General features: G+C 74.6%; 15 protein-coding genes. 2 read left to right on the forward strand and 13 right to left on the reverse strand.

Annotated elements, in window-relative coordinates; all coding sequences use genetic code 11:
• Window positions 1-149 precede the first annotated feature (149 nt).
• Window positions 150-3023 (forward strand): LuxR family transcriptional regulator, encoded by a 2874-nt coding sequence (locus EF879_RS20925; protein ID WP_123561168.1) that lies wholly within the window; start codon window positions 150-152, stop codon window positions 3021-3023.
• Window positions 3024-3371: 348 nt separating this feature from the next.
• Window positions 3372-4190 (forward strand): BTAD domain-containing putative transcriptional regulator, encoded by an 819-nt coding sequence (locus EF879_RS20930; protein ID WP_148086503.1) that lies wholly within the window; start codon window positions 3372-3374, stop codon window positions 4188-4190.
• 6 nt (window positions 4191-4196) lie between these two features.
• Here the strand turns inward: EF879_RS20930 and EF879_RS20935 are convergent, their stop codons facing one another.
• The 13 genes from EF879_RS20935 to EF879_RS20995 form a co-directional block, all read right to left on the reverse strand.
• Window positions 4197-5375, reverse strand: coding sequence for a zinc ribbon domain-containing protein (locus EF879_RS20935; RefSeq protein ID WP_148086504.1), 1179 nt, complete (start codon window positions 5373-5375; stop codon window positions 4197-4199).
• The gene (locus EF879_RS20940; protein WP_123561174.1) at window positions 5341-5916 is read right to left on the reverse strand and encodes a phage tail protein; all 576 of its coding nucleotides are present in this window, start codon (window positions 5914-5916) and stop codon (window positions 5341-5343) included. The genes EF879_RS20935 and EF879_RS20940 overlap by 35 nt, the downstream gene beginning before the upstream one ends.
• A gap of 30 nt (window positions 5917-5946) precedes the next feature.
• A complete protein-coding gene (locus tag EF879_RS20945) occupies window positions 5947-7896 on the reverse strand; it encodes a putative baseplate assembly protein (RefSeq protein ID WP_123561175.1) in 1950 nt (649 codons plus the stop codon).
• Window positions 7896-8318 carry a GPW/gp25 family protein gene (locus EF879_RS20950; RefSeq protein ID WP_123561177.1) on the reverse strand — a complete coding sequence of 141 codons (423 nt, stop codon included), beginning with the start codon at window positions 8316-8318 and terminating at the stop codon, window positions 7896-7898. The genes EF879_RS20945 and EF879_RS20950 overlap by 1 nt, the downstream gene beginning before the upstream one ends.
• Before the next feature lie 4 nt (window positions 8319-8322).
• Window positions 8323-8667 carry a PAAR domain-containing protein gene (locus EF879_RS20955; protein ID WP_123561179.1) on the reverse strand — a complete coding sequence of 115 codons (345 nt, stop codon included), beginning with the start codon at window positions 8665-8667 and terminating at the stop codon, window positions 8323-8325.
• A gap of 86 nt (window positions 8668-8753) precedes the next feature.
• Window positions 8754-10565 carry a VgrG-related protein gene (locus EF879_RS20960; protein ID WP_123561181.1) on the reverse strand — a complete coding sequence of 604 codons (1812 nt, stop codon included), beginning with the start codon at window positions 10563-10565 and terminating at the stop codon, window positions 8754-8756.
• A 5-nt stretch (window positions 10566-10570) separates the two neighbouring features.
• Window positions 10571-11338 (reverse strand): LysM peptidoglycan-binding domain-containing protein, encoded by a 768-nt coding sequence (locus tag EF879_RS20965; RefSeq protein WP_158624224.1) that lies wholly within the window; start codon window positions 11336-11338, stop codon window positions 10571-10573.
• A 41-nt stretch (window positions 11339-11379) separates the two neighbouring features.
• Entirely contained in the window at window positions 11380-11808 is a 429-nt protein-coding gene (locus EF879_RS20970) for a phage tail protein (RefSeq protein WP_123561326.1), read from the reverse strand.
• Entirely contained in the window at window positions 11805-12320 is a 516-nt protein-coding gene (locus EF879_RS27030; RefSeq protein WP_148086506.1) for a hypothetical protein, read from the reverse strand. The genes EF879_RS20970 and EF879_RS27030 overlap by 4 nt, the downstream gene beginning before the upstream one ends.
• Before the next feature lie 2220 nt (window positions 12321-14540).
• Window positions 14541-14699, reverse strand: coding sequence for a DUF6760 family protein (locus EF879_RS27750; protein ID WP_199736541.1), 159 nt, complete (start codon window positions 14697-14699; stop codon window positions 14541-14543).
• Complete coding sequence (locus EF879_RS20985; protein WP_123561187.1) at window positions 14696-15175, reverse strand: hypothetical protein; 480 nt, start codon at window positions 15173-15175, stop codon at window positions 14696-14698. Before EF879_RS20985 ends, EF879_RS27750 begins: the two co-directional genes overlap by 4 nt.
• Window positions 15176-15278: 103 nt before the next feature.
• A complete protein-coding gene (locus tag EF879_RS20990) occupies window positions 15279-15722 on the reverse strand; it encodes a phage tail protein (protein WP_123561189.1) in 444 nt (147 codons plus the stop codon).
• Between the two features lie 53 nt (window positions 15723-15775).
• Complete coding sequence (locus EF879_RS20995; protein ID WP_123561191.1) at window positions 15776-17320, reverse strand: phage tail sheath subtilisin-like domain-containing protein; 1545 nt, start codon at window positions 17318-17320, stop codon at window positions 15776-15778.
• Between the last annotated feature and the right edge of the window lie 89 nt (window positions 17321-17409).

Consider the following 17409-nt stretch of genomic DNA (forward strand, 5'->3'; position numbering starts at 1 on the left):
GCGGCTGGATTATCGGACGCGTCGATCCCGAGAAGGGTCTGTTACATTGCTGATATTCAATGTCATTTTTGACTGGCACCCGTGAGTTGTCGGCTAACATGCACCGGTGGATGTCGCTTCTCCTTCCGTCCCGGTAGTGCGTTGTCGTGATGATTCCCGTTGAGTTGCCACCCGTGTTGGCCGGGCGGGACAAGGAGCTGGCCGTGCTGCGCGCGGCTCTCGACGCCGCCAGCCAGGGTCGGGGATCGGTGCTCTGGGTGGAGGGTGAGGCGGGCATCGGCAAGTCCTCCCTGCTCGCCGCGGGACTCACCGGCGGGGACGGCACCTGCGAGGTGCTGTGGGGGAGCGCGGACCAGCTGTCCCACCGCTTCCCGCTGCGGGTGATGCTCGACTGTCTCCAGGTGCGGCTGCGCTCACCGGACCCCCGACGGGCGCGGATCGCCGAGTTCCTGCGAGACCGGCGACCGGGGCTGTTCGCCGCGGACGACGTCAGCTACACCGCCACCGAGATGCTCGTGTCACTGGTCGACGAGCTGTGTACCGAGACCCCCACCGTACTCGTCCTGGACGATGTGCAGTGGGCCGACGAGGCGTCGTTGATGCTCTGGCACCGACTCGCCCTCACCGCCGAGGAACTTCCGCTGCTGCTGGTCAGCGCCACCCGTCCGGTGCCGTACCGGCAGGACGTTCAGACCCTGCGGGCGGCGACGCTGCGCCGCGGCGGCACCCTGCTGTCGCTGGGCGCGCTCAGTGCGGACGACGTCCGTACCGTGGTCACCGGAGTGCTCAGGGCTCCCCCGGGCCCCGGGCTGAGTCGCCTGGTCGGGCGAGCCATGGGTAATCCGCTCTACCTGCGAGAACTGCTCGACGCCCTGATGCGGGGGCAGGCAACCGGCGCCGCGTTGGCCGAGGGCGAGCTTCCCGACGAGGTGCTCGAGCGCGTTCCGGCCTCCTTCGCTGACGCGCTGTCCGACCGGCTCAGCGTGGTGTCGGCACCGACCGCCCAGATGTTGCGCACCGCGGCGCTGCTCGGCGGCGAGTTCGCCGTCACCGACCTTGCCGCACTGCTCCGCCGTACGGCGTCCGACCTGGCCGAGGGCCTGCAGGACGCGGTCGCGGCGGGCCTGGTCGTCAGCGTCGGCGACCAGCTCGCCTTCCGGCACCCGCTGATCCGGCAGGCGCTCTACGACAGCATGCCGGCGGCGCTGCGCGCGGCGCTGCACTGCGAAGCGGCGCGGGCACTGGCGGCGGCCGGCGCCGAACCGCTGCGGGTGGCCCAGCAACTTCTGGCGGCCGGCCGCCCGGGTGACGAGTGGGCGCGTGCCTGGGTGGTCGAGGCGGCACCGGCGTTGGCGGCGCGCGCCCCGGACATCGCGACCGAGCTGCTCCAACGGGAGCTGCAGGCGAGCCCACTCGATCGGGTTGACCAGGAAGCCCTGACCGTCCAGCTCGTCCGGGTGCTGTTCGGTGCCGGGCGGCATGCGGAGGCCGCCGACCGGGCCCGGCAGGCACTCACCATGGCGACCCGGCCGGAGCACCGGGCCGAGATGTCCTCGATCCTGGCCCGTACGCTGTTCGATCTGGGGCGCAACGAGGAGGCCGTGGACGTCGTGCGGTCCGCGCTCGGCCGCGCGGACGTACCGGCGGTGTGGCAGGCGCGCCTGCTGGCCTCGCTGTCGATGTTCGCCCGAGCCAGCACCGGTGATCTGGACACCGCCGACGACATCGCGCGCGAGGCGCTGCGGATCGGGGAGGAAACCGGGGACGCCTTCGCCACCGCCTACGCGTTGACCGACCTGTGGATGACCCACTCGGTGCGGCGCCACCACGACGCCGCCCTCGGCTACGCCGAGCGGGCGCTGGCCGTGCTGGACGAGGCGGCGGAGCACGCCGACCTGCGGGCGTTCGCCCTGGACGGTCGGATCTTCAGTCTGCAGAATCTCGGCCGGTGGTCGGAGGCGGAGGCGATCCTGCGCCGGACGCGCGCCCTGGCACAGCGAGCCGACGGGCCCGGCCGGGGGACGTCGGCGGTCACCGCGGCCGTGTTGCTCTACTGGCTCGGACAGTGGGACGACGCCCTGGCCGAACTCGGTGCCGTCGGTCCGGACGCCACGGGTGTCACGTACGCCGGGCTCCGTGAGCGGGGGCCGGTGCTGCTCCGACACGGTGTCACCGCAATGATCGCCGGACACCGCGGTGACAGCGCCGCCGCGGCCGAGCACCTCCGGGCCGGCCACGCGCTTCCCGTCAGGACCGTCGCCGATCGGGAGAACCGCGACTTCCTGCTCGCTGCCGCAGCGCTCGCCGCCGAGCAGGAGGGAGAGCCGGCCCGGGCGCTGTCGCTGTTGTCGACACTCCTGGATCGCGCGCCCGGCGAGATGACCCTGCGCTACCAGTGGATGCCCGAGCTGGTTCGGCTCGCCCTGAGGGCCGACGACCGGGCGGTGGGGCGGGCGGCACTGCAGGCCTGCCAGGACGAGGCCAGGGCGGAGTCCCGGCCGGGGCGGGCCGCCGTGGCGGTGCGCCGGTGTCAGGGCCTGTTGGACGACGATCCCGGGCCGCTGCGGGAGGCGGTCGGGTACTACCGGTCGGTCGGCTCGCCGGTGGAGCTGGCCGAGACGCTGGAGGATCTGGCCGCGGTGCTCGCCCGGCGTGGCCAGCAGGCCGAGGCGCGGACGCTGCTCGGTGAGGCGATCGACCGGTACGGCGCCGTCGGCGCGGCGTGGGACATCCGCCGGGCCGAGGGGCGGCTCCGGCGCCACGGCGTACGGCGGGGTGTCCGTGGCCCTCGACCGGCCCGGGCGCGGGTCGGATGGGAGGCACTCACCCCGACCGAAACCCGGGTGGCCGTCCTGGTCGCCCAGGGACGCTCCACCCCGGACATCGCCAGGGAGCTGTATCTCTCCCGGCGTACCGTGCAGACCCACATCTCGCACGTGCTCGGCAAGCTCGGCGTGCGGAGCCGGGTGGAGATCGCGCGTGAGGCGTTGCGTCGCGAGAAGCTCTCCGACACCGGATCCTGACGGCCCGGCCCATACCGGGCGGACGAGACGCCGGTTCGGCGCTCCGATCTCGCCGCCCCGGCCTCGCCGCCCCGGCCTCGGCGCTCCGGTCGAGACATCCGTTATCTGACGTACCGGAGCTGATGGCGCCGCTCGGTCGGCCCGCGGCGCGTGGGCACCGCGTCGGCACCATCGCCCGGTCGCGGGTCCGACCGGCGCGTGGCGCGGCGCGGGGGCCGGCGGTTGATCCAGCGGTGGTCGTGCCGTCGGGTGTGGTGTGCCGACTCGCGTCAACTGACCGATGTCCGCCGGGACTCGCCAGCCGAGGATCGGACCGACGACGGCGAGCGTGGGGGACAGGAGTCGGAGATGGCATTGTCGGATCGCGAACCGGTTCAGGGATGGGCGGCCGTGCCGCCGGGGCCGTCGGCAGGATCGGGGCCCGCGGCTGCCGGCGCCCCGCTGGTGGTGCGCTGCTTCGGTGGGTTTCACCTCGAGATTCCGGGGCGGCGGCTGGACTGGGCGTCGGTGCGGCCGCGGGTCCGCGCGCTGCTGCGCTTCCTGGCCGCGCACGGTGGCCGGCCGGTGCACCGCGAGATCATCCTGGCGGCGCTCTGGCCGGAGTTACCGCTGCGGTCCGGCGTCCGGAACCTGCACGTGGGCGTCTCCATGCTCCGGGCGTTCCTCGAACCCGGGCTGCGGCGCGGTGAGTCCCGGTTCGTGCGGCGGGACGGCGAGTCCTACCTGCTCGCCCTGCCGCCCTCCGCGTACTGCGACGTGCGGTCGTTCGAGGAGGCGGTCGCGACGTGGCGGCGCGCCGTCTGCACGGGGGATCGGGCGGTGGCGGTGGCGGCGCTGCGGGACGCGCTCGACCAGTACGGCGGTGACCTGCTGCCGGAGGATGGGCCGGCGGAGTGGGTGGTGCCCGAGCGTGACCGTTACCGGACGCTGGCGGCGGAGTCGGCGGCGACGCTCGCCGCGCTCGAACTGGAGGCGGGCCGGCTCACGGCGGCGGTGACGGCGGCGCGGCGTGGACTGGAGCTCGACGGGTTCCGGGACGATGCGTGGCGGGTGCTGGCCGAGGCGCAGCAGCGTTCCGGTGACACGGCGGCGTACGCGCGGACCCGCCGCGCGTACGCCCGGATGCTGCGCACGCTCGGGGTCGACGAACCGGCCCGGGTGGCGTGAGAGCGGTCAGGGGCGGCGGAAGATCTCGATCTCGCCGATCGCCGTACGGCGCCCGGGCCCGCTGCCGTAGCTGTCCACGACGGTCAACCGGATCCTCACCACGTCCGCGACGACGTGGCGGAAGGTCTGTGGGCCGGCGCGGTCGGCGAGCCGCAGGGTCGTCCGCTCCGTGCCGGACCGGCTGGTCCAGAAGGTCAGTTCCAGCTCTGCCGGCCGGGCCTGGCGCAGGAACGCGTCCTGCTGCGCCGACACGCCGGTGTGGATGATCAGGTCGAGCAGCCGGAACGGGGTGGCGAAGGTGAGCTCGACGTACTCGCCGCGCCCGGCGCCGTCGGTGTCCGGAGCCCAGTAGCTGTTGCTGAGCCCGTCCGCGACCGACTCGGCCGGGTGGTTCCGTGCCTGGCTCGACGCGTGTACCGAGGTGGGGCTGACCGGTTGCGGGGTGGCGAGCCGGTCCCGTACCGCGTCGTCGACCCGGGAACCGAGCCGGAGGACGCCGTAGCCGAGGCCGGCGAGCAGGGCGGCGACGAGCAGCACGGTGGCGATCCGGTGCAGCACTCCCCAGCCGCCGGTGCGGCGCCGGAGCAGCCATCGTGCCCCGCGCCGCAGCGCCCGCCAGCACCGGCGCCACCACGACAGCCGGACCGCCGGGGCGGCCGAGGCGGCGTCGAGGGGCGTGCCGCATCGCCGGCAGAATCTCCGGTCCCGGGAGTTGCGGGTCGCGCAGACCGGGCAGACGAGGTCGCCGGGATGCTGATCCGCCGTGGGCGGACGCTGTCGTACCACGGGGCGGCGCGCCTGGGGCCGCGCGGGCTGGACGGCCTCCACCGGTCCCGCCGCCGGGACCTCCGTGATCTCCGACCAGGTCGGATGGGCGGGTGCCGGGTCGGGGGTGACCGCCACCTCCCCGGGGCGGTCGGTCGTCGCCTCCGCCCGCTCGCCGGTGGCGCCCGTCTCGGGCGCCGCCGGGTGGACCGCCCCGATCCCCGGCTCGGCGGGGCGGGGCTCCGGTACGACGGTCGACGGTGGCGCGGGACGGGTCGGGGGCGCCGGCCGGGTGGGCGGGGGAGGATCCTCGGACTGTTCCCAGCCGAGGAAGGATCCGCAGACCGCGCAGAAGGTGCCGTCGGGTTCGGCCGGGGTGCATCGCTCACAGCGCGGCATCGTCGTCCCCCGGTGCCTCATGGTCGTCGACGATGACCCGGACCGTGCACGGCACGTGCGCCGGCCGGTTCGCCTCCACCAGCTCCCGGAGCCGGGCCAGCGGTACCCGATCGGGTTCGGACACCCGCACCGTGACCGTCAGGGCGAGCTCCTCGGTGCCCGGAAGCGGTCCGCCCGGGGTCGACGACCAGGCGGTACCGCCGTTCTCGGTGATCTCCGGCCGCACCCCGAACACCGTCCGCACCTGCTCCGCCAAACCGCGTGCCGTGCCGCGGGCCCGGTGCAGCGCCACCGCGTGGGCGACCGCCTCGCGGCGCTGCGGCAGCGTCCATCCCGGCGCCGTCTCGGCCGCCAGCCAACCGGCGAGCCAGTCGACGAAGTCGGCCGGGGCGAGCCGGGGGTCCAGGTAGGCGGCGAAATTGTCCAGGGTCGCGTGTACCGGGGCCAGCACCTCGTCGAAGGCGGCGAGCAGTCGTCCGGCGAACTCGTCGGTGCCGTAGATGGCCGGCAGCCGGCGGTGAAGCGGATGCGGTGTGCCGAGGCCCGGCACCGCGCCACGCATGGGACTCTCCTTCCTCCGGCCGTGCCGGCCTCAGCGTTCCTCCACCCGGACCTGGTGCTCGTAGGAGAAGACCAGCGCGTGCCGGTCGAGCTCGATCCGGGCGGTCGCCGCGCCACGCCGCCCGGTGATCGGATCGGCGGGGAAGAGCAGCACCTCCTCCACGAGCGCGACACCGGGCAGCTGCTGCAGCACCCCGAAGAGCTCACCGGACTGCACCGGCCGGCCGAACGGCCAGCCCGACCCGTCCGGGCCGCCCCGCAGGGGGTTGAGGTAGGCGTACAGCGCGTCGAGCGCGGCGGTCCGGACCCGCTCGAGCGCCGCCCCGGGCCGGGCGGTCAGCCGGGCCGCCACGGTGACGCCCTGGTAGAAGGGGGGTTCCACGACCAGCCGTACCCCGATGGGGCGGCGGGCGTCCAGGTACGCGGCGATGGTCGCGAGCATGTCGTCGGGCGGAATCAGCTGTTCGAAGCGGAGCCGGTCGCCCGCGTCCGCGACCGCCCCGGGTACGACGAGGACGCGTACCCCGCCGGGATCGGCGCCGTCTCCGGCGGGCAGGCAGCGGATCCGGGCGGCGGCCGGCACCGCCTGCGTGGCGAGCAGTTCGTAGTCGCGGGCCGTGACCGCCCGGTCCTGGGCCCGCAACTGCACCGGTCCGCGCTGCCGGGCGCTCTCCACCGACTCGCCGTCCACCCCGCCGCTGGCGGCCTCCCGGTTCTCCACCCGACTCACGTACGGCACCGAGCTGCGCAGCATCGAGATGGCGCCCCGGGCCACGTTTCCGCGGCGTCCGCCGCCGGTGCGGTACCGGCGGACCCGCAGCCGGGCGCCGTTGGGCGGGACGGCGCCGTATCGGCGCAGCGAACCGTCGGGCTCGCGGACCGCCGGCGCGAACGCCACCTCGCCGGTGGTCCGGTCCACCGTCACACACCGGTCGTTCGGTCCGGTGGCGCCGAACGCGTCCACCTCGACCCACTCCTGCCAGCCGGTGCCGTCGGAGACCTCGACCACGAACGGCTCGTCGTCGGGTATCACCGGGGGACGGGCGACCCGGAACCGTTGTCCCGGTACCCCCTCGGACTCGCCGAGGAGCTCGCCGGTCACCGTCTCGGCGTGCACCGCGGCGACCGTACCGCCGATGGTGAACGCCGACGCGGCGCGGATCGTCGGTGACGCCGAGTAGAACGGTTGGCCGGGCTCCGGAGCGACCAGCCGGCACCGCAGCCAGCCGGCCCGCTGCCCGCCGACGGTGGAGGTGGTGTGGCTGGCCGGGACGTGGAGCACCACGTCGCCGGGCCGGTTGAGCCCGCCGGTGGCGTCGCTGTCGACCTCGCACGCGGTCCAGCCGGCACCGTCCCACGCCTCCCAGCGCAGCGGCGGCTGCCGGGGGTCGACCCCGATCCCCTCCACCCGGCTCTCCAGCCGCAGCACCACCGCACAGGACGGGACGGCCGTGTCCAGGCCGAACAGCAGGGCGTCACCCACCGTCGGGGTGGCGGAGAAGCAGGCGACGTCCCGGCCGCCCCGCAGCTGGTCGGTGCGGTCGGCCGCCGGGCCGTGGGCGGGATGGACGCGCAGGTGGGCCAGCTCGCACGGCACGATCGCCAGATCGGTGACGGTGGCGAAGACGATGGCCTCCTCCGTCTCGGTACGGACCGTGCCCGCCTCGGTCCCGGCGCGCAACAGCACCGTCTCGGCCTGCGGGGCGGCCAGCCAGAACGTCAGGTCGGCCCGGGCCGCGGTCGGTGGGAGGAGCCGGACGCCGATCAGGTCGAGAAAGGCGAGGTAGTTCTTCTCCGGGACCCGGTTCAGCCGGTACAGCAGCTCGTCGGTCATCTGGGCGAACGCCTCGATGAGCGTGACCCCCGGGTCGGACACGTTGTGGTCGGTCCACTCCGGGCAGCGCTGCTGGATGAAGCGTTTGGCGTCGTCGACGAGATCCTGGAAGCGCCGGTCGTCGAGGTTGGGTGCGGGAAGGGCCATCAGGATGTCGCCTCCGCCTCGGGCCCGTCGTGGGACGGGATCACGTAGAACGGGAAGACCAGGTTGCGGGGATCGTTGGTGCCCCGGATCAGGTAGCGGATGTCGATGTAGAGGGTCCCGGCGTCCACCTCGTCGAAGCCCACCAGGACGTCGGTGACCTCGATGCGCGGTTCCCACCGGTCGAGTGCGGCCCGTACCTCGAAGGCGATCTGTCCGGCGGTGTTCTCGTCCGCGGGGGCGAAGACGTAGTCGTGGATCCCGCAGCCGAACTCGGGGCGCATCGGTCGCTCGCCGGGGGCGGTGCCGAGGATCAGCCGGATCGCCTCGACGATCTCCCGCTCCCGGTTGACCAGGGCGATGCCGCCGTTGGCGTTCACCCGGAGCGGGAACGCCCAGCCGGCGCCGATGAACTGCTCTGCCACCGGCTCAGCCTCCGATGAGGACGGTGGTGGCGCCGGTCAGGATCGTCGCCGAGCAGGTGGTGCGGTCGCCCACCCGGGCGGCGGGAAAGCCGCCGATCAGCACCTGGCCGCGCGTCGACGGTGGGCCGGGCAGCACGACGTTGCCCGGGCCGAGCGCCAGGTGCGGTGGCGGGACCGGGCAGGTGCAGATCGTCCCGACCACCGCGGCGGGCAGACCGCCGATGAGGACGCTGCGCACGCCGAGCGCCGGTGCGCCACCGGGTACGGGCGCGCCCCCGCCGGGCGGACCGACGGTGCCGGTGGGTGTGCCGTGGCCGACGCGGTCTCCGATCCGGGCTGCTGGTGGCATCGCGCCTCTCCTTCCCCTCCCTCGCCGGGTCCGGCGGACCCACCCGGCGTGTGGTGCCGCCCGGTCGGTGCGGGCGGCGCGCGTGTTCAGTTGATCCGTACGACGGTGCCGGTGATGGCGACGCTGCCGCCGGTGAGTTTCAGCTCGCCGGGGCCGGCGTCGACCGACACGCCCCTGCCGCGGACCGTGACCGGCCCGCCCGACTCGACCCGGACACCTCCGGTGCCGCCGACGGTCACCTCGGTCCTGGCCTCGATCTGCACGCTGCCGTCGCTACGGACCACCACCGAGGTGCCGGCCCGGTCCAGGTGCAGCAGCAGCGTGTCGGTGCCGTTCTGGGTGCGTAACCGCACGCCCTGCGGGGTGGCGGCGGTGGGCCCGTTGAGCAGCTCGACCCAGTTGCCGGTGGTGCGACCGCCGGCCGCCCGGCCCTGCCGGGAGGCGAACGAGAGCCGGTTCACCGTCCCGCTGGTCGGGTCGACCAGCGGCCCGTCGTGCGGCGACGGCTGGTCGATGCCGTTGTACAGCCCGCCGATGACGTACGGTCGGTCGAGCAGTCCCTGCTCGAAGCCGACCAGCACCTCGTCACCGACCTCGGGGCAGCAGACCCCGCCGCCGCCGACCCCGCCCAGTTGCACCGTGCGGACCCAGTCGGTCTCGTACGTGTCGTCCAGCCACGGGAAGCGGAGCTTGACCCAGCCGCGGTCCCGGCGTTCCGGATGGTTGCGGTCGCGCGCGGCATTGACGTCGGTGACCACGCCGATCGCCAGCCCGGGAAGCCGGGCCGACCGGGCCGGGGCGCCGGCGGCCAGGGCGGTCAGCGACCGCTCGGCTCCGCCGCTGACCGTCAGCCAGGTCTCGTAGAACCGGGCCGGGCCGAACACGTGCCGACTGGCGGTGATCGTGTACTTGCCGGCGAACGGCTCTCCCACCCCGGTGAGCGCGAACGGCACGCCGGCCCGCAGCCGCGGGTTGCCGCGGACCACCACCTCGAGCTCGGCGAAGCTGGTCGCCGCCTGCGCGGCCAGGGCGTCGGAGACCGTGCGGACCTCGGCCGGGGTCTCGTACGGGACGTCGGTGACCCGCATCTGGGCGGTGCCGAACGTGGCGGCCAGCCGCCCGGCGGTCACCGGAAGCTGTACCTCGTCGCTGTCGCGGACCGGGGCGCGTCCGATCACCGGCTCGCGGGTGCGGCGGTCCCAGCCCCGCACCTCCACGTCGGTGAACTGGCCGACCGAGGTGACGGTGGCGTGCATGGCGAGCACGTTTCCGTCCACCTCCGCCACGAAGTCACTGCGTTCGGCGGTCGTCTGCGGGCCGGGGGCGGAGGCGGCGCGGACGGGACGGCGGAACTCGAACCGGCCGTCGACCACCGCCACCTCGGCGTCGTTGTCGGCCGCCAGCCTGGTGAGGAACTCCCAGTCGCTGATGTTGGGCTGGGCCACCACCTCGTAGACCACGCTGGTGGGATCGATCCGGCCGATGGGGAGGTTGGCGGCCCGGGCGAGCTCCCCGGCGATGTCGGAGGCCTTCCGGTTGCGGTAGCTGGCGACCCGCCGGCCCCGCATCAGCCGGTGTGCCAGGTCCATGGCCCGGATGGTGGTGTAGGTGCCGGTGCCGTCGAACTCGGTCTCGACGGTGACGACCTCTCCGGTGAACAGCCTTGTCTCGTCGTTGCGGTCGCCGGCCCGTACCGCGACGGTCAGGTCCCGACCGATCGTGATCCCGGTCTTCTGCAGCATCAGCGAGCCGGGGTCGCGGTAGCGCAGGGTCGCCACCGCCGGCATGTTCGCGCCGTCCTCGATCGCGCCGTACGTCAGCTCGTCGGGCCAGGGGGCGGGGAGTTCCTCGTCGGGCAGGCCGACCTTGAGCAGGTTGGTGAGGTTTCCCGTGGACACCCGAGCTACCTCCGTTCGCGGCCGTGGGCGGCCGTCGCGGCCGGCGGGTGGGGACGGTGGGGCGCGTGGGCCGCGACCTCGTCGGCGGCGGGCAGGAGCAGTTCGGTGCCGGGGCGGAGCCGGGTCGGGTCGTCGAGGTCGTTCGCCTCGGCGATCACCCGCCACACCGTCGGGTCGCCGTACTCGCGGTGGGCCAGCAGCGGCAGCGAGTCGCCGGCCACCACCCGGTGTACCCGTCGGGCGGAGCGGCCGCCGGAGGTCGGGTTCTGGCCGGGCTTACTGCCGCTGATCTCGGTCAGGTTCAGGTCGCAGGTCGCCCGCAGCGGGGTCCCGGAGCTGTTGAACAGGGTGTACGTCGCGGTGACCTGACTGACGTACGAGTAGAACGAGACGGTCTGGAACTGGCCCCAGGTGAACTTCACCCACGGCGGCGAGGGTGCCTTGGCCGCGATGCTGGCCGCGGTGGGCGTGCAGCAGGCGAGCAGGCTCTCCACCCGCTGCTGCACCGTGCGGGTGTGGGTGTCGGTCACGTCGAGGAACACCGTCAGGGCGAGGCTGCGCGGCTCGGATCCGCTGAACTCGGGGACCCCGACCTGTTCGGCGCCGCGGACCACGTGCGGGATCCAGGAGGCGGACTTGGTCAGGGTCAGCTGGTTCGGGTTGAACATGAAGGGAATCGGCCCACCCAGCGGACCACCGGGACGGTTGCCGCCGCCCAGCGGCGGGTGGTAGCGCTGGATGAACGCCGAGACCTTGCCGGTCGGCCTGGTCATGACGTCACCGACCCGCCGGGCCGGTGTCGTGGCCGGGACACCTAGCCCACCTCCAGGAATCCGTTGTACGCCAGTTCGATGCTTTCGGTCGCCGCCTGGGACAGGTCGGGCCCGAAGGACGGGCCGGTCCAGCGGACGAGGACGACGTCGGCCAGGCCCCACTGCACCAGGGGGGCCCGGTTGGGCCGCAGCGCCTCGATCTGCGCGGTGCCGCGGGTGATGCCGTTCGGGAGGGCGGCGAGCAGCCGGGCCACCTTGGCCGTGTCCGGGGTCAGCGGCCGGGTGAGGGTGACGTTGGTGTAGCGCACCCGGGACGGGAGTTGCCAGACGAAGCCGTTGTTTCCGCCCTCCTGGTGCTGTTCCACCTCGACCTCGCAGCCGAGCCCGTCGCAGGAGCTCCAGTGGCCGAGGTCGATTCCGTCGATGCTCAGCCGGAAGTGGACGCTGGTGCCCGGGTCGAGGTCGGTCATCGCCGCACCTCCGGCCACCGGCCGATACGCTCGCGTCCCGCCCGCAGCTCGGCGCGGAGCAGCCGGAAGATCGGTTCGGCCAGCCGGTGCGCGAGCTCGTCGAGAGCCCGGGGGTCGAGGCGGTGGAACCGTTCGGCGCTGTCCCGGTCCGCGCGTCCCGACCGGTACTCGGTGTCCGGTGCGCGGTGGCCGTGGGCCGGGCTGGACCCGGCCCGGTCGGTTGTCGCGGCCGACCCCCGGGTGGCGACCGGGGTGCCGGCCACCGTCGACCGCTGTACCCGGGTGGCCGGCCCGGACCGCGGTGCCGTCGGCGCCGCCGGGCCGTCGACGGCGACGCCGCGCGCGCGTCGCTGGACCGGCAGGCTGGTGCTGGTGCTGGTCGCGGGTGCGGCGCCCCGACCGCCCGCCGGCGGTGTGGATCCGATGGTGACGGTGCGGGGCGAGCCCCGTCCGGCCGCCGGCACCGCTGCCGCCGGTCGCGGCGCCGGTGCGGGCGGCAGGGGTGCCGTCACCGGCAGGGAGTCAGCCGGCGCCGGCCGGGTCGGTCCGGGCGCCAGCCGGGGGTGGGGCCGCGGGTGGCGGGGCGGGTGGACGGTCGCGGGGGCGCCGCGCGGTCGGGCGACGGACACCGCTGCGGTGGCTCCTGCCATGGTGGGTATCTCCTGGGTTGGTGCGGGGCTGCGGCTCGGCGTCGTGGCGGTGCCGGCCGGTGCCGCGTGCTCCGTCGGCTGGATCCAGCGGATGGGCGCCGCCGGCCGGGCCGGGGCACGGCGACTGGCGGGCGGCGTGGTGGGGGCGTGGCGTCGGGGCGGTGGTCCGAGGTCGACGGTTCGCCGCAGGATCGGCAGCGTGGGCCGTCCGCCGAGCAGTGGGACGAGGTTCCCGGCGGGTTGCCGGCCGTCCGCCTTCGTCCGGCCGGACGTCCGGGGTCGGGACGTCGCGCCCGGCGGTGTGGTGGCCGGCCCGGCACCGCGGGACGGCGCGGGAGCGGCGGCCGGCGGGGCGGTGACCGGCGGTGTCGCCGCGGTGGCCGGCGGTGGGGACTGTGGACGGAGGACCGGCGTTCCGCCATGCGGCGCGGGGTACGGTCGCCCGGCCGGCGCCGCGGGGTGTGGTCCGCCGGGGCGTGTCTCGGCGCCGGTGGCCGGCGCCGTGGCCTCGGACGACGCGGAGACCGTGCCGCCCGACCGGCCCGGCGGCGTCGCCACCGTCGGCGGCGTGGGCGGTTCGGACGCGGTACGGGAACCGGCCGGTGGGCCGGCGGACCGACGCGGCCGGTCGGGCGGGGCGGGGGCGGTGACCGGTCGGGCCAGGATCCGGGGCAGGTTCTGTGGGGCGAGCGGGGCACCGAGACCGACCCGTGGTCCGGGCGGGGAATCCGGCCGGGAACCCGGCGGTGCGTGCCGGGACCCCGGCGGGGCGTCCGGGCTCACCGGGCGGCGGGGGAGCGAGGTCGGGCCGGGTAGGCGTGCCTCGGTGTCGGTCGGACCGGCGTCGGCCGGGGTGGCGCGGCGGATCGGGCCGCCGGGGCGGGGCCCGGGCCGCGCGGCCGGGCCGTCGGCGGGGACGACCGGACCGCCTCGGTCCCCGGCCGGGGTGGCGGGCGCGCGGGGGCCAGCCGGCGGGGTGCCGCCGGGGCGTGGCGTACCAGGAGCGCCGGCGGCCGACGAGCGCCGGTGCGGGGCCGCGACGGATCGCTGCACCGGTGGCACGGCGCCGCCGGATGGTCCGGCACCCGGCCCCGTACGGCCGGGACCGGGCATCGGCCGGATCGGGGCGGGCCGGGGTCCGGGCGCCGCCGGGGCGTCGGGGGCGGGGGCCGGCAGGACGATGGGCTCGCCGAGGCCGAGTCGAGGCGGGGTGACGCCGGTTCGGTGGGTCCGCGACGCCGGCGCCGGGTTGGCGGATGCGCCGGGCAGCCGGCCCCGGACCGTCGGCTCGCCGCCGGGGGGAGCGACCGGCGCGACGACGGTCGGAGGCGGGGTGGTCGCGGCCGGTTCGCCCGGCGGCGCCACCGCGGGGGACGGGGTTGGGGTGGTGGCGCGGCCCCTGCCCGGGGCGGTACCGGGGGAGGCGTCGACGCGGGCCGGGCCGGCCCGAACGGCGGTGCGCGGCGACCGGGAGACGTCGGCGGGCAGCCGAGCGGGAAGCGGGCGCGCCGGCACGGCGACCCGGGCGATCGTCAACGGCGTACCAGACCGACGGGCGGGGGCGGGACGCACCGGGTGGGGCGCCGTCCCGGCCTGCGGCGTGGTGGACGGGCCGCTCGGCCGCGTAGGCCCGGTGTCGGCCGCCGGGTCACCGTCGGGGGTGGACGGCGTACCGGGCACCGCGGAGATCGCCGGGGGCGGGTCCGCATCCGCCGACCCGGCGCCGGTCGGGCGACGTACCGGCAGGTCGCGTCGGGCCGCGGCGGCCACCCGCGGGGAAACCGGACGGAGCAGGTCGTACGCCAGCCCGCCGGGTGCCTCGCGGGTGACCAGATGCCCCAGCGGTTTCTGGAGGGCGGGACTGTGCCAGGTGGCGAGCTGCCGCCGGAACCCCATCGGGTCGGTGAGCGGCACCGGCGCCGTGGCGACCAGCCCGGCCATCGGCGGCAGGCTCCGCCAGCCCGGATCCGTACGCTCCCGGTGTGGCTCGGGGGGCGAGCCCGCCGTCGCACCGGCCGACGGTCCGGCGGGCCCGGCTGGTCGACGCCGCCGCCGGAGCAGGTCGCGTACGCCCATCGGCGATCACCGGCCTTCGTTGACGCGGGTGTTGATGGCGGCGATCTCCGCGACGTAGCGCCGCCGTTCGTCGTGCCGCAGGTCGAGAATCTCGTCGCGAGACCAGTGGAAGTGGTAGGCGACGTACGCGACCTCCTCGTAGAGCTGGTCGGCCGCGTACGTCACGATTCCCCCGGGCGACCACCGGCGAGATCCACCTCGAAGTCCGACGCGCAGTGCGGGCAGGTGACGGCCGCGCGGGTGTGCCCCTCCGCGTTGATCCGCCGGTAGAAGTCCTGCAGGAAGGCGAGATCGGAGGCGAACAGCCGCTCCACGTGCTCGGTGCGGACGTCGGTGATCGTGCCGAGCCGGGTGATGACCATGCTGAGCAGCACGACCGACAGGTAGGCGGGGTTGTCCTTGACCCTCAGGTCGACCAGCGGGGCGAGTTCGTCACGGGCGGTTGCCAGCCGCATGCTGCCGTCCCGGTGGAGGGTGCCCGTCTCGTCGACGTACCCCCTGGGCAGTTCGAAGGAGAACTCGGTCTGCAGTTTCGGCGGTCCGGGCGGCGCGGGCCGGCCGACCAACTCCGCCCCCGGCGCCGGGTCCGGGCCGCCCGGCGGCTCGTCCAGGGCGGTGTGCGAAACGGTACGTCGCCTCATCGACCTCGCGGCGTGGCGTCCCGGCCGCCCAGGGCCGGGAGCGGACGCCGCTTCCTCCCTTCACGAAGTCACGAAGCGGCCCCGGGGCGGTCGCCGCGGGCGGTCAGGAACTGCGAATCTCCTCGAAGACGATGGTGATCTTCTCGGTGGCCGGGGACGTGTCGCCGGCCCTCAGGTTGGGGCCCTCCCACCGGCTCACCCAGGCGTTGGTCAGGTCCCACCGGCGCTGCTCGGTGTTCTCCGCGTCCACGACGATGATGCTGATGTTCTGTCGGGCCGTGTTGATCGCGCCGTTCTCGTAGGTTTCCTTGATCCAGTCGGTGAACGCGCTGCTCTTGTCCAGGCCGCGGGTGATGGTCACCTCGCCGCCCTTGCGCGCCCCGGGCAGCTTGCGGATGAGGTACTCGCCGGTCGGGGTGACCTGGGTGACCTCGATCGCGTCGAGCTCCACGGTGAGGCCGCTGACCTCCTGGACCGACTCGACCCGGGCCTTGCCCAGCTCCACCTGGAACCGGTGGGTGACGAAGGTGTCGCCCGTCTCCGCCATGGCTGGTTACCGTCCTTTCGCCACGTCGACGTCTACTGCGAATCCGCCCCGGGTCATTCCGAGACGAGGCTGGTGCTGTCGGAGTACTGGGCCAACCGGAAGACGACGAACTCGGCCGGCTTCACCGGGGAGATGCCGACCTCGCAGACCACCCGGCCGCGGTCGACGGACTCCGGCGGGTTGGTCTCCCGGTCGCACTTGACGTAGAAGGCCTCGGCGGCCGTGCTGCCGAACAGCGCTCCCCGGCGCCACTCCTCGGTGAGGAACGCGGCGATGTTGCGCCGGATCGTGCCCCACAGCCGCTCGTCGTTCGGCTCGAAGACCGCCCACTGGGTGCCGAGCAGGATCGACTCCTCGACGTAGTTGAACAGCCGGCGGACGTTGATGTATCGCCAGGCGGGATCCGAGGAGAGCGTCCGGGCGCCCCACACCCGGATTCCCCGGCCCGGGAAGCTGCGGATGCAGTTCACCCCCGCCGGGTTGAGCAGGTCCTGCTCCGCCCTCGTCACCGTGTTCTGCACCTCGATCACGCCCCGGAGCACGTCGTTGGCGGGTGCCTTGTGGACCCCGCGTTCCGCGTCGGTGCGCGCCCACAGCCCGGCGACGTGCCCGCTCGGCGGCATGAACCGGTGCTGCCCGCTCGCCGGGTCGAACACCTTGATCCAGGGGTAGTAGAGGGCGGCGAACCGGGAGTCGTAGCCCGCCTCGTCCTGGCGCCAGGTCAGCACCTGCCGGGCGGTCAGCTCCGGCGGCGGATCGAGGATCGCCATCCGGTCGCCCATCTGTTCGCAGTGCGAGATGACCGCCGACTGGACCGCCTTGACGTCGTCGAGGCCGAGCCGTCCCTGCTGGTACGCGCTCATCAGGTCGGGCACCGCGACCATGGTGATCTCGTCGATCGCCTCCAGACCGCCGAAGCCGGTACGGGCATCCGCGTCGCCGACGTAGTCCTCGGCGGAGACCCGGGCGGGCAGGCCGCGGTCGGCCGGGGCCGACGGTACGGTCACCGACTGCTTCGCGGGCCGGGCCAGCGCGCTCGCCGGCGCCGCCTCCTCGACCACGATGAGCTTCGACCGCTCCCGTACCTGGTTGACCACGTACGCCCTGGTGTTGCGCTTCGCGGAGACGTCGAACGTCTCCCGTGGCGTGCCGTCCTGCCGGACCACCAGCCTGAACCGGTCCTCCGGTACGGACTCACCCTCGACGTCGGCCACCTCCACGGTGATCTCACCGGCGTCGTCGGCGCCGGCCAGCGCCGCGACGGTGAAGGTGCCGAGCGGGACCGGCGGCCCGGTGACCGCCCGGTCCGCCGCGCCTGCCGTGGCGGACGCGTCCGGCGCGCCGACCCGGACCACGTAACAGGCACCACCGCCGTTGGCGAAGTAGCCGTACACCGCGTGGGCCAGGTAGGCGTCCTCGACCATCTCCCCGAACGTCTGCACGAACTGGCTCCAGTTGGTCACCAGGGTCGCGGTGTTGAACGGCCCCTTGGCGGCGAAGCCCACGAAGGCGGCGACGGCGGTGCCCACTCCCTCGATCGGGCGGGAGCCGCTCGGAACCTCCTCCACGTACACCCCGGGTGACAGGTACGACGGCATGACAGACTCCTCGGGCACGACGGCGATCTGTGGGGTCAGTCTGGGTCGGCGCGGGACCGGGAACCACGACCCGACGGGCCGGCGCCGGG

Source organism: Micromonospora sp. HM5-17 (assembly GCF_003762835.1).
In the GTDB taxonomy this organism is placed as follows: domain Bacteria; phylum Actinomycetota; class Actinomycetes; order Mycobacteriales; family Micromonosporaceae; genus Plantactinospora.

Coding starts and splice junctions, on each gene's coding strand:
- EF879_RS20925 (WP_123561168.1), top strand. CDS start 150: ATGATTCCCGTTGAGTTGCCACCCGTGTTGGCCGGGCGGGACAAGGAG.
- EF879_RS20930 (WP_148086503.1), top strand. CDS start 3,372: ATGGCATTGTCGGATCGCGAACCGGTTCAGGGATGGGCGGCCGTGCCG.
- EF879_RS20935 (WP_148086504.1), bottom strand. CDS start 5,375: ATGAGGCACCGGGGGACGACGATGCCGCGCTGTGAGCGATGCACCCCG.
- EF879_RS20940 (WP_123561174.1), bottom strand. CDS start 5,916: ATGCGTGGCGCGGTGCCGGGCCTCGGCACACCGCATCCGCTTCACCGC.
- EF879_RS20945 (WP_123561175.1), bottom strand. CDS start 7,896: ATGGCCCTTCCCGCACCCAACCTCGACGACCGGCGCTTCCAGGATCTC.
- EF879_RS20955 (WP_123561179.1), bottom strand. CDS start 8,667: ATGCCACCAGCAGCCCGGATCGGAGACCGCGTCGGCCACGGCACACCC.
- EF879_RS20965 (WP_158624224.1), bottom strand. CDS start 11,338: ATGACCAGGCCGACCGGCAAGGTCTCGGCGTTCATCCAGCGCTACCAC.
- EF879_RS20970 (WP_123561326.1), bottom strand. CDS start 11,808: ATGACCGACCTCGACCCGGGCACCAGCGTCCACTTCCGGCTGAGCATC.
- EF879_RS20985 (WP_123561187.1), bottom strand. CDS start 15,175: ATGAGGCGACGTACCGTTTCGCACACCGCCCTGGACGAGCCGCCGGGC.
- EF879_RS20990 (WP_123561189.1), bottom strand. CDS start 15,722: ATGGCGGAGACGGGCGACACCTTCGTCACCCACCGGTTCCAGGTGGAG.
- EF879_RS20995 (WP_123561191.1), bottom strand. CDS start 17,320: ATGCCGTCGTACCTGTCACCCGGGGTGTACGTGGAGGAGGTTCCGAGC.